The 14,203-nt window shown below is 58.8% G+C and carries 14 protein-coding genes and 1 pseudogene; 7 read left to right on the forward strand and 8 right to left on the reverse strand.

Going from position 1 to position 14,203, the window contains the following annotated elements:
* Window positions 1-7: 7 nt before the first annotated feature.
* Both C4J91_RS19635 and C4J91_RS19640 read left to right on the forward strand, forming a co-directional pair.
* Window positions 8-157, forward strand: a pseudogene (locus tag C4J91_RS19635) (hypothetical protein); the annotation flags it as partial.
* 100 nt (window positions 158-257) lie between these two features.
* Window positions 258-1,640, forward strand: a complete 1,383-nt coding sequence (locus C4J91_RS19640) for a sodium:solute symporter (RefSeq protein WP_124363844.1) — start codon at window positions 258-260, stop codon at window positions 1,638-1,640.
* 53 nt (window positions 1,641-1,693) lie between these two features.
* On the opposite strand, the gene C4J91_RS19645 is transcribed toward C4J91_RS19640, so the two are convergent.
* The 3 genes from C4J91_RS19645 to C4J91_RS19650 all read right to left on the reverse strand — a co-directional run bounded on the left by C4J91_RS19645 (window position 1,694) and on the right by C4J91_RS19650 (window position 5,329).
* Window positions 1,694-3,772, reverse strand: coding sequence for an FAD-dependent oxidoreductase (locus C4J91_RS19645; RefSeq protein WP_124363845.1), 2,079 nt, complete (start codon window positions 3,770-3,772; stop codon window positions 1,694-1,696).
* A 397-nt stretch (window positions 3,773-4,169) separates the two neighbouring features.
* Window positions 4,170-4,292, reverse strand: a complete 123-nt coding sequence (locus tag C4J91_RS27865; protein WP_017737772.1) for a PA1414 family protein — start codon at window positions 4,290-4,292, stop codon at window positions 4,170-4,172.
* 143 nt (window positions 4,293-4,435) lie between these two features.
* Window positions 4,436-5,329: a LysR family transcriptional regulator gene (locus tag C4J91_RS19650; RefSeq protein WP_124363846.1), complete on the reverse strand. Its 894-nt coding sequence runs from the start codon at window positions 5,327-5,329 to the stop codon at window positions 4,436-4,438.
* A 103-nt stretch (window positions 5,330-5,432) separates the two neighbouring features.
* Here C4J91_RS19650 and C4J91_RS19655 point away from each other — a divergent pair, with 103 nt between their 5' ends.
* A complete protein-coding gene (locus C4J91_RS19655; RefSeq protein ID WP_124363847.1) occupies window positions 5,433-6,632 on the forward strand; it encodes an MFS transporter in 1,200 nt (399 codons plus the stop codon).
* Here the strand turns inward: C4J91_RS19655 and C4J91_RS19660 are convergent.
* The 3 genes from C4J91_RS19660 to C4J91_RS19670 all read right to left on the reverse strand — a co-directional run bounded on the left by C4J91_RS19660 (window position 6,544) and on the right by C4J91_RS19670 (window position 9,470).
* Complete coding sequence (locus tag C4J91_RS19660) at window positions 6,544-7,986, reverse strand: NCS1 family nucleobase:cation symporter-1 (RefSeq protein ID WP_124363848.1); 1,443 nt, start codon at window positions 7,984-7,986, stop codon at window positions 6,544-6,546. The two genes, C4J91_RS19655 and C4J91_RS19660, sit on opposite strands and share 89 nt — an antisense overlap.
* A gap of 195 nt (window positions 7,987-8,181) precedes the next feature.
* Window positions 8,182-8,580 (reverse strand): DUF2177 family protein, encoded by a 399-nt coding sequence (locus C4J91_RS19665; RefSeq protein WP_124363849.1) that lies wholly within the window; start codon window positions 8,578-8,580, stop codon window positions 8,182-8,184.
* 53 nt (window positions 8,581-8,633) lie between these two features.
* A complete protein-coding gene (locus C4J91_RS19670) occupies window positions 8,634-9,470 on the reverse strand; it encodes a S1 RNA-binding domain-containing protein (protein ID WP_124363850.1) in 837 nt (278 codons plus the stop codon).
* Between the two features lie 324 nt (window positions 9,471-9,794).
* On the opposite strand from C4J91_RS19670, the gene C4J91_RS19675 reads away from it, so the two are divergent.
* The 3 genes from C4J91_RS19675 (at window position 9,795) to C4J91_RS19685 (ending at window position 11,837) form a co-directional block, all read left to right on the forward strand.
* Window positions 9,795-9,974: a hypothetical protein gene (locus C4J91_RS19675; protein WP_003193095.1), complete on the forward strand. Its 180-nt coding sequence runs from the start codon at window positions 9,795-9,797 to the stop codon at window positions 9,972-9,974.
* Between the two features lie 204 nt (window positions 9,975-10,178).
* Window positions 10,179-10,901 (forward strand): TorF family putative porin, encoded by a 723-nt coding sequence (locus C4J91_RS19680; RefSeq protein WP_124363851.1) that lies wholly within the window; start codon window positions 10,179-10,181, stop codon window positions 10,899-10,901.
* Window positions 10,902-10,967: 66 nt separating this feature from the next.
* A complete protein-coding gene (locus C4J91_RS19685) occupies window positions 10,968-11,837 on the forward strand; it encodes a DUF6279 family lipoprotein (RefSeq protein ID WP_124363852.1) in 870 nt (289 codons plus the stop codon).
* A 41-nt stretch (window positions 11,838-11,878) separates the two neighbouring features.
* Here C4J91_RS19685 and C4J91_RS19690 read toward each other — a convergent pair whose 3' ends face one another.
* Complete coding sequence (locus tag C4J91_RS19690) at window positions 11,879-12,280, reverse strand: transcriptional regulator (RefSeq protein ID WP_124363853.1); 402 nt, start codon at window positions 12,278-12,280, stop codon at window positions 11,879-11,881.
* Between the two features lie 156 nt (window positions 12,281-12,436).
* On the opposite strand from C4J91_RS19690, the gene C4J91_RS19695 reads away from it, so the two are divergent.
* Window positions 12,437-12,709 carry a hypothetical protein gene (locus C4J91_RS19695; protein WP_124363854.1) on the forward strand — a complete coding sequence of 91 codons (273 nt, stop codon included), beginning with the start codon at window positions 12,437-12,439 and terminating at the stop codon, window positions 12,707-12,709.
* 116 nt (window positions 12,710-12,825) lie between these two features.
* Here the strand turns inward: C4J91_RS19695 and C4J91_RS19700 are convergent, their stop codons facing one another.
* Window positions 12,826-14,172: a DEAD/DEAH box helicase gene (locus C4J91_RS19700; protein WP_124363855.1), complete on the reverse strand. Its 1,347-nt coding sequence runs from the start codon at window positions 14,170-14,172 to the stop codon at window positions 12,826-12,828.
* Window positions 14,173-14,203: the final 31 nt, after the last annotated feature.

Raw genomic sequence — 14,203 nt, forward strand, 5'->3', positions numbered from 1 at the left:
GCTGATCATGAATAATAAAAACAACCAAAACAGTATTCGCACCATAGAAACCAACGGGGTCGAACAGATCCCCGACCACGAACGCACCGCCGCCCCCAAAGATCTGTTCCGGCTGATCTTCGGCGGTGCCAATACCTTTGCCACTGCGGTCTATGGACCAGCCGCCCCGCGCAGTCAGCGCACGGACGCGCGCGTCCCAGCGGTGGCGCAACCCGCCGTCTGATCCCTATAAAAACGATAATCGGAGACTCGCCGTCATGGCTTTGGATTTATTCGTCGTACTCATCTACGCCGCCGGCATGCTCGTGCTCGGCTACTACGGCATGCGCCGCGCCAAGACCCACGAAGACTACCTGGTCGCCGGGCGCAACCTCGGCCCGTCTCTCTATATGGGCACCATGGCCGCCACGGTGCTGGGTGGTGCCTCCACCGTTGGCACCGTGCGCCTGGGATATGTGCACGGCATTTCCGGTTTTTGGCTGTGCGCCGCGCTGGGCACGGGGATCATTGCGCTGAACCTGTTCCTGGCCAAGCCGCTGTTGAAACTGAAAATCTTCACCGTCACCCAGGTTCTGGAAAAACGCTACAACCCCATGGCTCGCCAGGCTAGCGCGGTGATCATGCTGGCCTACGCGCTGATGGTCGTGGTGACCTCGATCCTGGCCATCGGCACCGTCCTGCAGGTGCTGTTCGACCTGCCGTTCTGGATCTCGGTGCTGCTGGGCGGTGGCGTGGTCGTGGTGTATTCGACGATTGGCGGCATGTGGTCGCTGACCCTGACCGATATCGTGCAGTTCGTGATCAAGACCGTCGGCCTGATGTTCATCCTGCTGCCGATCTGCCTGTACCGTGTCGGCGGCTGGGACGAACTGGTGGCCAAGCTGCCGGCGTCGAGTTTCAGCTTCACTACGATCGGCTGGGACACGATCATCACCTACTTCATGATCTACTTCTTCGGCATCCTGATCGGCCAGGACATCTGGCAGCGCGTATTCACTGCCCGTGACGAAAAAGTCGCCCAGTACGCAGGCACGTTCGCCGGCTTCTATTGCATTCTTTACGGCCTGGCGTGCGCTTTGATCGGCATGGCCGCGCACGTGCTGATCCCGGACCTGGAGAACGTCAATAACGCGTTCGCCGCCATCGTCAAAGCCTCACTGCCGGACGGCATTCGTGGCTTGGTGATTGCCGCTGCCCTGGCGGCAATGATGTCAACCGCCAGCGCCGGGCTGCTCGCCGCCTCCACCGTACTAACCGAGGACTTACTGCCACGCTTGCGCGGTGGCAAACAATCGAGCCTGGGCGTTAACCGCCTGTTCACCCTGCTGACCGGCATGGCCGTGCTGGGTATCGCGCTGGTGGTGAACGATGTGATCAGCGCCCTGACCCTGGCCTACAACCTGTTGGTAGGTGGCATGCTGATCCCGCTGATCGGCGCGATCTTCTGGAAGCGTGCAACCACCTGCGGGGCGATCACCTCGATGACGCTGGGTTTCGTGACCGCATTGTTATTCATGTTCAAGGATGGGCTGGACGCAAATACCCCGATTTACTACAGCCTCGCGGTGGCGTTGGTAAGTTTTGTGCTGGTGAGTGTGTTGTCGCGTAAACCGGGGGCGGTGGTGGCAAGGGCGGTTTGAGAGCGGTTCCCTCAGCGGGTGCGACAGCGGATGTCGCACCGGTTTTTTATCATTCACCGTTCATGCGCTCTGGCCTGAATCGTTTCCTGAACCAAAGAGGCCCACACCAACCCCTGTGTGGTGCCCCCTGCATAGGTTCCCCCGGCCGCGATTTGATGGTGGGCGGACCAATGCACTATCGACAGTCCATCTGAGGTGCCCGGCCTGGCACATTCGATTATTTGCAGGTCGCCCTTTTCGACCGCATTGCGGTAGGACCGTGGAAAGTGCCGAGATACCGCGGCAAGGCACGCCTCGAGTACGTGTTCCTTGTGCTCCAACGTCGATCCAGGTGCAACCTGCCCGCCGGAGATCAGAATGTGATCCCCGTCCAGGCGGCAATTCATGACACCGATGGGTAGATCGTACTGCAGCTTGAGCCCGCACATTTCGGCCCCTTCATTCTCTTTGGCGCACAGTTTGAAAAACCAGCCAATGACCGGGATTACAGTGGGTTCCTCTACCCCCATGGCAGTGACAACGAAGTGATCTTTACTCAGCTCGGCAATTTGTACCGGGTTCAGATGATACGGCCGAAATTGAACCCCCGAACGCTGCAACAGACGCTCTAACTCCCGCGTCAGATCATTAAACGCTACCTCATAACCCGATACTTCCACGGCCCGACCGACGCCAGGGACGCCATAACTTGCCTGGAATTGCCGTTGGCTGATCTCTGCGACTTCACTTCCCGGTTTGCCGCTCGGCCAAGTCCTTCTTTGGATATCGCGTTGCTCGCGGATCGCGCCCTCTACGTCAGTGGCATCGTCCCTATAGGCTCTTACAATCCGCGCGCGCGCACAGGGTGCCAGCGACGGGTTATCGGCCAAAAGCTTTTCAAACAGTTCAATGCCTGCCCGATTGCACTCAACGGCCAAATGCTGGTTTCCTGACAGCAGGAACGGGTTATGCAGCGGTTTTGCCGTTGTCTCCGTCGCTGACAGATGACGCATGTTCACCTGCTTGTGACTGGCGCCGTCGCTCTGCCGGTTGCCGCCGTATACGTCGACCTGATAATTCGCCAGGCGAAACATCACGGCTTGGAACAGGCCGTTAATCCCTCTACCGATGATCGATACGCGTGGCGCCTGGGGGTCTATCTGTTGAGAGGGGATCGTCAATGGCTGCGCAAGTCTGCGCCTGACGAGGCCGTGCAAAGCCGTCAAGCTCAGTTGAATGGAGACCGCATAATCCAGATCGCACTGGCAGCCTTCGGTAGTTGCCGCCTGCGCAGTCAGCGTCGCCGGGTTGCGCCATGTAGAGACACTGCAACCGAGCTTTTGCGTGCGCACTCGAAACGCGTCCAGTGTTATCGGCCCATAGTCCAATACAAGCTGGATGCCCTCGGCTTGCGCCAGGGTCTGCAAAGCGTCATCGCTGAAGACGTCCGGTTTGGCGACGCAAACCAGGCGGGCCTGCGGGTGCATACAGCGAATAAGAGCGCGGTCAATGCGATGAGTAGAGTCATTCGTCAACGATAAGCAGAGGGCGACTGCACTGGCCCCTCCCACCGCATCCAACCAATCCACCACAAATGACACTCGACTGCCTTGTACTACGTTCCTGTCAGGCGCCAGACGGTATCGGCTCAATACCTTGATTTGAACTTCGGGATCTCGCTCAAGCAGTAACTTGACGAGTTCCTGACCGACATTGCCATATCCCAGTACGCAGATGTCACGGGGTAACGAGCCATCGGCAAGTGTCAGCCAGCGCACCATATAAGCCGCGACGTGCGGCGCGTTGACCCCAGGCGTGTTGACCACTTGAATGCCGCTGAATGCGCACAGATCCAGTTGCACCTTATCCAGACTCGTGCCTCTGCGTATCAGATGGAGGTTTCCGAATGGGTGGGCTGTACGCCACAGGTCTATAACGTCTGCATCCATGGCCTGGTCCCCAACAACGATCGTTGATGGACGCAAAAGCCCGATCTGTGTGAGCAATGCCTGTTTGTTTATTGTCGGGGGGAGAAACACGATGTTGTTGGGAGCGTTAGCCTTCCAGGCTCTGGACACCGGGGCGATATGTAAAATGCTTTCGAGTGTGGCGATCAGGGATGCGGCGACTGGCGGAACGGAAGAGCGCGTCATAGCGTTGTCTCCAATAACTCTGACTTAGTTACGCCTCGCAGAGAGGCTTTCTAAAGTTTGGAGTTACGGAAGCAGCCGCTTTTCTATTCCGATCGCTTTATGGGCCGTTCCATAAACGTTGCAACAGCCCATGAACCATGAGCATGGCTCCGTAACGGAATTCAACCTACGCTCATCCTAAAAAATGAGTAAGCCAGCCAATTCTGACGAACGAGTGGTCCAATTCCGACAGTTGAAAGTGAAGGAGCCAGGTGGCGTAACCGCTTTTCATACCTGCCACAAACAAATGTGGGAGCGGACTTGCTCGCGAATGCGGTAAACCAGTCAGCTATCTATCGACTGACTCACCGCATCGCGAGCAAGCCCGCTCCCACACGAATCCTGGGTTGGCTTGGGATCAGCGCCGACGAGGGCGGCGTTGCTCATCATCGGTACGAATCGGTACCGGCTGCAGCGGCGGCTCGATCAAACCCAGCGCAACGCCAAGGTCATGGAGCCAGGTTTGAATTTTCTCTTTCATGATTTGCCCCCTTTGAGGGTAATGCGAGTAGGCGCCTGTTCTGTCGCCGTTTCCTACATTGATAGTAGCGCTAAGTCTTACGTATTGCTTGTGCGAAAGCACAACGAACTATTACTGAATGGATCTGAATCCTGTCGGATCGTTCAAGCAATTTCACGCCTGTCTTGCAAGCACTCTGCCCGGTCCGACTGCTGCAGCTCGATCCATGCATTGAGGTTAGCGCCGAGCATACCCTTTCGCCACATCAACCAGGTGGTAGCAGTGGCAAAAGGCCCAGTCAGCGGATGAACGGACACGCTGTCCTTGCCTGGCAGGCTGTCGAGCATCGATTCAGACATCAACGCCACGCCGGAACCGGCGATGACACACGCGAGCATGCCTTGGTAAGACTCAATCTCGATGGCCCGGCCCATGGCCACGCGATCGTGGGAAAACCAGCTTTCCAGGCGGGTGCGATAAGCGCAGCTGCGGCGGAACGTGAATACCGAGCGGCCGGCGACGTCTTGGGGCCCGCGTACTGGCGGGTGGTCGGCTTCGCAAATGATCACCAGGCGCTCTTCGCACAGCGGCACGCCGTCCAGCGTGGCCAAGGCCAGCGGGCCATCCACCAGCGCCGCATCCAGCCGTCCGGTGATCAAGCCTTCCAGCAGCTCGCCGCTCGGCGCAGATTGCACTTGCAGGTTCACCCTCGGGTAGGCCTTGTGATAACGCGCCAACAGTTTCGGCAAGTGAATCGCTGCCGTGCTGTACATGCTGCCGAGTACAAAATCACCGGCCGGTTGCCCGCCCTGCACGGCGCCGTGGGCTTCGTCGTGCAGCGCCAGTAGACGGATGCTGTAGTCCAACAGCACTTTACCCGCAGGAGACAGCTGCAAACGCTGGCGTTCACGCACAAACAGCTCGACGCCGAGCTGTTCTTCCATCTGCTTGAGCCGAGTCGAAAGGTTCGACGGCACGCGGTGCAGGCGCTCGGCGGCGCGGGTAATGGAGCCCTCCTCCGCCACCGCCTGGAAGATGCGCAGTTGACTGAACTCCATACCTTTCTCCAAAACTGAACAAGTCCATCACTATTATTCATTTTTACAGAAAGTCAATCCGCTTTAGCCTGACGGTCTTCGCTTTATTGCAGGACACCTGAACATGTCACCGCTGATTCGCTTAACCGCCAGCTTTGTCGCCCTGATGATGGCCATGGGCATCGGCCGCTTTGCCCTCACCCCGCAGATGCCGCATCTGCTCAGCGAAGGCCAGATCGACCTGACCGGCGCCGGACTGATCGCGGCCGCCAATTACCTGGGGTATTTCGTGGGTGCTGTGGACTCGATATTCGCTCGCAGTCATCATCATATTAAGGGCCGCTTGTACGGTGGCCTGTGGCTCTGCGTGCTGCTGACCCTGGCGTCATACTGGGCCCACGGGTTCTGGCCGCACCTGTTGCTGCGTTTCGGCACCGGTGTCGCCAGCGCCTGGACCCTGGTGATGATCACCAGCCTGAGCCAGCCACTGGCGATTGCCGCTGGCAGGCCGCGCCTGGGAGCGCTGGTATTTGCGGGGCCGGGGGTGGGAATTTTGCTGACGGGTTTGCTGGCGTTGGGCTCCAACCTGCTGGGGCAAAGCTCCGCGACGCTGTGGTTGGTGTATGGCGCAGTGGCACTGGTGATGCTACTGGCCATCCTGCCCTTCTTGCCGAAACCGAGCGCGTCGGTTGCACCCGCCCCCAGCACCGGCAATAACAGCAGCATTGCGCACTTAGGCTGGATCTACTTCCTGTACGGCCTGGGCTACATCATTCCGGCCACCTTCCTGTCGCAGATGGCCAGCGCGCAGTTCAAAGGCGCCTGGCAGGCCGACTTGTTCTGGCCTTGTTTCGGCCTGGCCGCCGCAACGGGCGTGGTGATTGCCAGCCTGCGCCGCAAGGACCCGAACACCACCCGGCGCTGGCTGATGACCACGCTATGGCTGCAAGCCGCTGGCGTGTTCACTTGCCTGCTGGGCAATGGCTGGGGGCTGGCGCTGGGGGTGTTACTGTGCGGTGCGCCGTTTCTGGCCTGTATGCAATTGGTCATGGCACGCTTGCGCGAGGTAGCGCCCAATGGCTATCAACGCAACACCGGACTCTTGACCGCCAGCTTTGCGATCGGCCAATTGAGCGGCCCGCTGCTGGCTTCCGTGAGCAGCCACTGGAGCGGCAGCCTGCAACCGGCGTTGGTGATTGCCGGTTGCGGCCTGTTGGTGGCGGGCAGCGTATTGATCAGCCGGCGACCACAGGGGTCGGTACGCGGACCTGCTCGCGCCGCGTCAGCACCAGAAAAAACAGCCCGCCCAGCAAACATCCGGTAAACCAGGCGAAATTGGCCATGCCCTGCAACGCCGGCGTGAAGGTGATCGCCACGCCCATCAGCGTCGCCGGCACCAAAGCCTTGACCGCCGTCCAGTTCACACCGCCATCGAAGTAATAGCGCCCGCTCGGGCTGTCATCGAACAGCGCATCCACGTCGATGCGCTGTTTTTTGACCAGGTAGAAATCCACCAGAAGGATGCCAAACAGTGGTCCGATAAATGCGGCGAGGATATCCAGGGTGTAATGGATCATCAGCGGGTTATTGAACAGGTTCCATGGCGTGATAAAGATCGATGCCACCGCCGCGATCATCCCCCCTGCGCGCCAACTGATTTTGCTTGGCGCAATGTTGGCGAAGTCGAACGCGGGCGAGACAAAGTTGGCGACGATATTGATACCGATGGTGGCGGTGACAAACGCAAAGGCACCCAACAGGACGGCCATGCTGTTGTCGATACGCGACACGGTGGCAATCGGGTCATGCAGCATTTCGCCAAACACCGGCAGGGTGCCCGAGACGATCACCACGGTAACCAGGGAGAACGCCAGGAAATTCACCGGCAGCCCCCAGAAATTGCCACGGCGCACGTCCTGCACGCTGCGGCAGTAGCGGCTGAAATCACCAAAATTCAAGGTCGGCCCGGAGAAGTACGACACCACCAGCGCCGTCGCCACGATTACCTGGCCGAACGCCTGCCAGCCCGACAGCGATTTTTCCGCCAGGGTAAAACTGATATTCGCCCAGCCGGCCTTCCAGACAATCCAGCCGGCCAGGACAAACATCACCGCGTACACCACCGGGCCGGCCCAGTCGATAAAGCGGCGGATGGACTCCATGCCCGCCCAGAACACAGCGGCCTGCAATACCCACAGGCTGAGAAAGCCGAACCAGCCCAAGTAGGACAAACCCGCAAAATGCGGCTCGGCATATATGGCCATCGACGGGAAGAAGCGCAGCACCACGATGATCAAGGCACTCGACGCCAGGTACGTCTGAATCCCGTACCACGCTACCGCGATCAGGCCTCGGATCACCGCAGGAATATTCGCGCCAAACACGCCAAATGCCAGCCGGCAGATCACGGGGTAAGGAACCGCCGCTTGCTGACTCGGTTTGGCCACCAGGTTGGCGATCAGTTGCACAATGCAGATACCCGCGAGCAAGGCGATCAGCACTTGCCAACTCGCCAGCCCCAGGGCAAACAGGCTGGCGGCGAAGACGTAGCCGCCGACGCTGTGCACATCGCTCATCCAAAAGGCGAATATGTTGTACCAGGTCCACTTTTGCGGCAGTGGGCCCAGATCCTGGTTGTATAACCGTGGGCTGTAGCCTTTGGGCAATTGTTCAGTCATCGCTGGACTCCTCGAAATCGCCCTGCGCTGACGTCGCGGTATGCATACGGTCGGCTACATGGGTTGTATACGAGGTATTCAGCAGGATGCGTGCCAATGGCACACAATCCCCGTGGAACGGCGCTCCAAAGGGATTATCAAGGTTTAGCTATTAGGGATATGCGCAGCAACGGTGCACGACAATCCTGTACACAATCACTGGCGCACCCGTTGTGCACACAGGTAGCCGACGGTGCAACAGATCGCTGTCAGAACCGTGCCCCACGCCATGTCCATCACCGCCAAGCCCGCAGACCAGCCTTGCAGCGTGGCCCAATTGCTCAGGTCGTAAGTGCCATAGGCGACCAACCCGAGCAAGGCGCCCAAACGCGCAGCGCGTTGCCAGCTGGCGCTGGGCAAGACCACGAACACCACGCAACCGAGGACGTACAGCAGATAAAACACGACCGCAGGTAACAGGCGCGGCTGGTCGAGCATCAGCGAGCCGAGCAGGCTTTTATAGGTGGGCCCCATGAGGACGCCGAGCCAAAGGCCGTCGAGCACCAGGAAGGCGAACAGGGTGCCAAGATAGGCAAACAGCGTTTTTTTCGACATTGGACCGGTCCACTGCAGGAGCGAGTTTGCTCCTACAGCAGAGCAAACCGCACTCAGCTTAGTTCAATGCGGTCCGCATGAATCACAATCTGCCCCTGCTTGTAGAGCGCACCAATGGCCTTTTTAAAGTTGCCTTTGCTCACGCCAAACAAGTTGCTGATGACAGCAGGATCGCTTTTATCACTGACCGGCAAAGTGCCGTTGTTGTCACGCAACTTGGCAAGAATCTTCGAGTTGAGGCTGGACGCCGCTTCCTGGCCAACCGGCTGCAGGCTCAGGCTGATGTTGCCATCGGCGCGGATCTCCTTGATAAAGCCTTTCTCTTCCTTGCCTGGGCGCAGGAACTTGAACACCTCGTTCTTGTGGATCAGGCCCCAGTGCTTGTTGTTGATGATCGCCTTGAAGCCCATGTCCGTGGCTTCGGCCACCAGCAGGTCGACTTCCTGGCCCACCTGGTAATTGGCCGGCGTTTTGTCCAGATAGCGGTCAAGGCGCGCGGTGGCGGTGATGCGTTTGGTGTGCTTGTCGAGGTAGACATGCACCACGCAATACTCACCGGCGCTCAACTGACGCTTTTCTTCTGAGTAGGGCAGCAACAGGTCTTTTGGCAGCCCCCAATCGAGGAAAACGCCGATACTGTTGACTTCCACCACTTTTAAACTGGCAAACTCGCCCACTTGAACTTTGGGTGTCTCAGTGGTGGCGATAAGTTTGTCATCGCTGTCCAGATAAATGAAAACGTTAAGCCAGTCTTCATCTTCACTGGGAATATCTTTGGGGATATACCGATTAGGCAAGAGGATTTCACCGTCCTGCGCACCATCCAGGTACAAACCAAAGTTAGTGTGTTTAACCACTTGCAAGCTGTTGTAGCGCCCGACTAAAGCCATTTCCAGATACCCTCATTGCGTGGGCGGTATTCTACCCGGTTTGTGTCAGGCACGCCCGCGCGCCTGAAAAATCCGCAGGCTGACGTGGCGCTACAGTGGCACCGCCCCGCTCGTCTGATCATTCCTACAAATTTTACCGGTCGCCAACGCCCCGTCATCACAAGCTTCCGAGTTAAAACAGTAAGTTAGCTGATTAAATCAGCGATCAAGTTCGGCGCGTATCCAGACGCTACGTTAATGTTTGAGGGATATTTGCCAAGCAATTGTCAAGTATTTCCTGTACGATGCCTGGCCAAGTTAATTTTCTACAGGTTAGTGGCCGCCATGCGTGTAAAAGCATCCAACAGCAAAGCAAAGCCAGCTCCCGCCGTTGAAACCAGCGAATCGATCAACAGCCAGATTGCTGCGTTTCTCAAGTCCGGTGGCGAAATCCAGCAAATAGCCAAGGGCGTAAGCGGCCAGACTTTCGGCCCGTCCAAGCAGATCAGCCTGGGCAAGAAGTAACACTGCGCAACGCACCTGGTTCCTAAGCGTCTTGCCTTCAAGGCGCTAGGACTAGAGCCCGAAACACCCTCCGCTTCACCCTTTATTGCGCAAAAACGACGAACGGGCCTCACCTGCGCGCATTCGCCGGTATCCTTGCACACGTCTAGCACGGGCATCCGCCTGATTTTTCGTTACTGCTCCTCGCTTTTCATGGAGTGAAGCATGTTCAAACCCTGCACGTTTCTGATCGTCGCCCTAATCGCCAGTCCGCTTGCCCAAGCGCAGATCTTCCAGCGCGAATTGGGCGACTTCGACCTTAAATTGGGCACCACGCCCAGCCGCAGCATGGCCCAGGGTCTGGTCAAGCCCACCGCGCCCGGCAGCGACTCGTTCCACGGTGGCCTGGACTTGAGCCACGACAGCGGCGTGTATTTCGGGCAGTTCTCGCCGAATATGGACCTGTCCTCCAAGAGCACGCTCGAAATTGATTCCTACATGGGTTTCAAACACCCTTTCGACCAGACCCTGGGCTACGAAGTCGGCCTGATCCACTACAGCTATCCCAAGCTCAGCCCCCTGGACAGCCAGGAGTTCTACGGTGGCCTGAACCTGTTGGGCAACCGCTTTGGCGCCTCCTTCAGCAACGACCCCGACCGCCAGGACAGCACGCTGTTTGCCGACCTTGGCGGTACCCAGCCTTTCGGCATTGGCGTCAGCATGAAGTACACCACCCATCAGCTGGGCACCCCGGTTTCGGTGGAAAACGGCTCCATTCGCACGTTCAGCGACTGGTCGGTACAGTTCTCCCGAGAATGGAAAGGCATTGACCTGGACTTGATCTACAGCGACTCCAGCCTCAGTGGTGGGGACTGTTCGGCCTACTCCGGACACAATTCGCAATGTGATGGGCTGTTGACCTTGAAGGCCGTGCGATCGTTTTATTGATGGGCTGAACTGTCGCCCCCGCCGCAGGTTCACATGCATTAACCCCATCCGTGCAAGGATCCGCCCATGTTGCGTCGGCTCAAATTTCTAGCGTTATTGCTGACCCTGAGCCTGGCGCTCGCCGGCTGCAACCGCGTAGGCCTGGCCTACCGCAATCTCGATGTGATCATCCCCTGGACCCTCAACGACTACCTGGACATGAACGCCGGGCAAAAGAGCTGGTTCAACGACAGCCTCAAGCAGCACCTGGCATGGCACTGCACCACGCAATTGCCGGGTTACCTGGATTGGCTGGACCGCTTGCAAACGATGGTCGACAGCAATCAGGTCACGGACGCGGCCTTACAAACCCGTACCGTGGAAGCCAAGCAGGCCATCGGCGAGATTGCGCGTGAAATCACCCCGACTGCGGTGCAATTGCTGCAAGGTCTGGATGACCAACAGGTCAAGGAGATGAACGACGCCCTGGCCAAAGACCTGCGCAAACGCCAGGACGAATACCTCAAGCCGCCACTGCCCCAGCAGATCAAGCAACGCGCCGAACGCATGAGCAAGCGCCTGGACGCCTGGATCGGCCCGCTCAGTACACGCCAGCAAAGCCGGGTGATGGCATGGTCCGTCGCGTTGGGCGATCAGAACACCGACTGGATCGGCAACCGCGCCCGCTGGCAGGCTCAATTCATCGACGCCGTGCAGCAACGCCAAAGCGCCGACTTCCCGCGCAAGATGCAGCAACTGCTGGTCGACCGTGAAAGCCTGTGGACCCCTGAGTACCGCAGCGCCTACGCACAAACCGAAGCCGCGGCGCGCAGCCTGATCGTTGACCTGATGGCTGAAAGCACCGCGCAGCAACGCCTGAAGCTGACCCAGAAAATCGACGCCGTGCGCAGCGACTTCAAGGCGCTGAAGTGCCTGAAGGCGACTCCTTCCCAATAAACGTGGAAGAGGGCACACCCGCTACCACTCGCGCGTGAACGCTAAATCGCACCACCGGCAATAGCCGCCTCGGACGCGACACGATCAAAGGTTTGTTCATCCAGCGCGTCGTCCTGCTGGTCCAGCACATGACGCGGGTGATTCTCCCCCGGGATTGAGCTATCAATCAGCGAGAGCAGGCTTGCACCTCGCGGGGTCAGAATGAAATTCTCACCATTGCCGCCCTCTTCCTCGGGGCGCGACTCGATAAACCCGCGCTTGAACAACAGCGCTTCATAATCGGCGGCGGTCTTCTTCAACGCATCCAGATTGCCGGTGGGCTCACCCGCCGTGGCCTTCTCGGCGGCTTCCTGCTCAGCGTATTTGCGGGGAGCAAAGCTGCCCTCGCCGTTTTGCACTTCATGCAACAGCCGCTCGATCAGATCCCAGTTGTAAGTCGTCATCCTGATTCCTCCTGCAGGCGTAGAAAAATTAGCCCGTCAGAACTAATGACCCGCCCGCGCGCTGGCCGTTCAGCTGGATGGACGGGGCGTCATTTCCCTGAACTTTCCAGGCGTTTGCCCCCTCAACCGAACATCATCGCCAAGGAGGTCCGAACCATGAAAACCCTGATGAAACTGGCCATTGCCGCCACGCTGCTGGGCGCCCTGCCCGCCTGGGCTTGCACGCCCGAAGAGGCCACGGCCAAGCGTGAGGCGCTGGCCAAGGAAGTGAGCCGGCTCACTGAGCAGAACCCTGCCAAAGCCAAGGAGATGAATGACCAGTTGCAGAAGATGGATCTGGACACCGAAAGCGCGCAATTTCCCGACAAATGCCAGTTGATCGACGCCCGGCTCAAAGAGTTGAAGGAAGCTGCTGCCAAGACTGAATGAATTAAGAGCGGCGCGGAGCGCCACTGGCTGCGCTCCCACGCGGAGCATGGGAGCGATCAAACTGAGCGCATAAAAAAACCGGACAATGTCCGGCTTTTTTTCGTCTAGCGCAGGCCTTACTCGGCAGCGGGTGCTTCCGGCTTGCGGCGCTTGAGCGGGGCCATGCCGTCCTTGCTGACGAGCGACAGGTTGTCGGTCTTCGGCCGGTTGGCGATCTTGCGCTTGGTCGGCGACTTGGCACCGGCTTTCTTCTTGTCGCCCTTGGCGTCAGTCTTTTTCTTCTTCACGCCGACAGCCTTGCCCGACGCCTTGACCTTCTTCGGCCCGGTGTAGGTGCCTTTGACTTCCTTGATAGTGCGGCGCTCGAACGATTGCTTCAGATAGCGCTCGATGCTCGACATCAGGTTCCAGTCGCCGTGGCAGATCAGCGAGATGGCCAGGCCATCGTTGCCGGCACGCCCGGTACGGCCAATACGGTGAACGTATTCGTCGCCGCTGCGCGGCATGTCGAAGTTGATCACCAGGTCCAGGCCATCTACGTCAAGGCCGCGCGCGGCGACGTCGGTGGCGACAAGGATCTTCACGCCACCGGCCTTGAGGCGGTCGATGGCGAGCTTGCGGTCCTTCTGGTCCTTTTCGCCGTGCAGCACGAACGCTTTGTATTCCTGCGCCACCAGGCGGCCGTAGATACGGTCGGCAGCGGCGCGGGTGTTGGTGAACACGATCGCCTTCTGGTAGGTCTCGTTGGCTAGCAGCCAGTTGAGGATCTGTTCCTTGTGCACGTTGTGGTCAGCGGTGACGATCTGCTGACGTGTGGTCGCGTTCAGATCGCTGACGTTGTTGACCTGCAGGTGCTCGGGATCGTTCAGGACCTTGGCGACCATCTCGCGAAGGGTCGAGCCGCCGGTGGTGGCGGAGAACAACATGGTCTGCTGGCGGTTGACGCACTCGGCCACGAGGCGTTGCACGTCATCAGCAAACCCCATGTCGAGCATGCGGTCGGCTTCGTCAAGCACCAGCACTTCGACTTCCTTGAGGTCGAGATTGCCAGCATTGAGTTGCTCGATCATGCGCCCTGGGGTGCCGATCAGGATGTCCGGCACCTTGCGCAGCATGGCGGCCTGGACCTTGAAGTCTTCTCCGCCGGTGATCAGGCCGGACTTGATGAAGGTGAACTGCGAAAAGCGCTCCACTTCTTTCAAGGTCTGCTGGGCCAGCTCGCGGGTCGGCAGCAGGATCAGGGTCTTGATGCTGACGCGGACTTTGGCCGGGCCGATCAGGCGGTTGAGAATCGGCAGGACGAACGCAGCGGTCTTGCCGCTACCGGTTTGCGCCGTCACCCGCAGGTCACGCCCTTGGAGCGCGAGCGGGATGGCCGCTGCTTGCACAGGCGTAGGCTCGACAAATTTAAGCTCGGCCACGGCTTTGAGCAGGCGTTCGTGCAGGGCGAATTGGGAAAACACGGGTGCTACCTCGAAGAAATACAAAATATCA

The sequence above is a fragment of the Pseudomonas sp. R3-52-08 genome, assembly GCF_003851745.1.
Lineage (GTDB): Bacteria > Pseudomonadota > Gammaproteobacteria > Pseudomonadales > Pseudomonadaceae > Aquipseudomonas.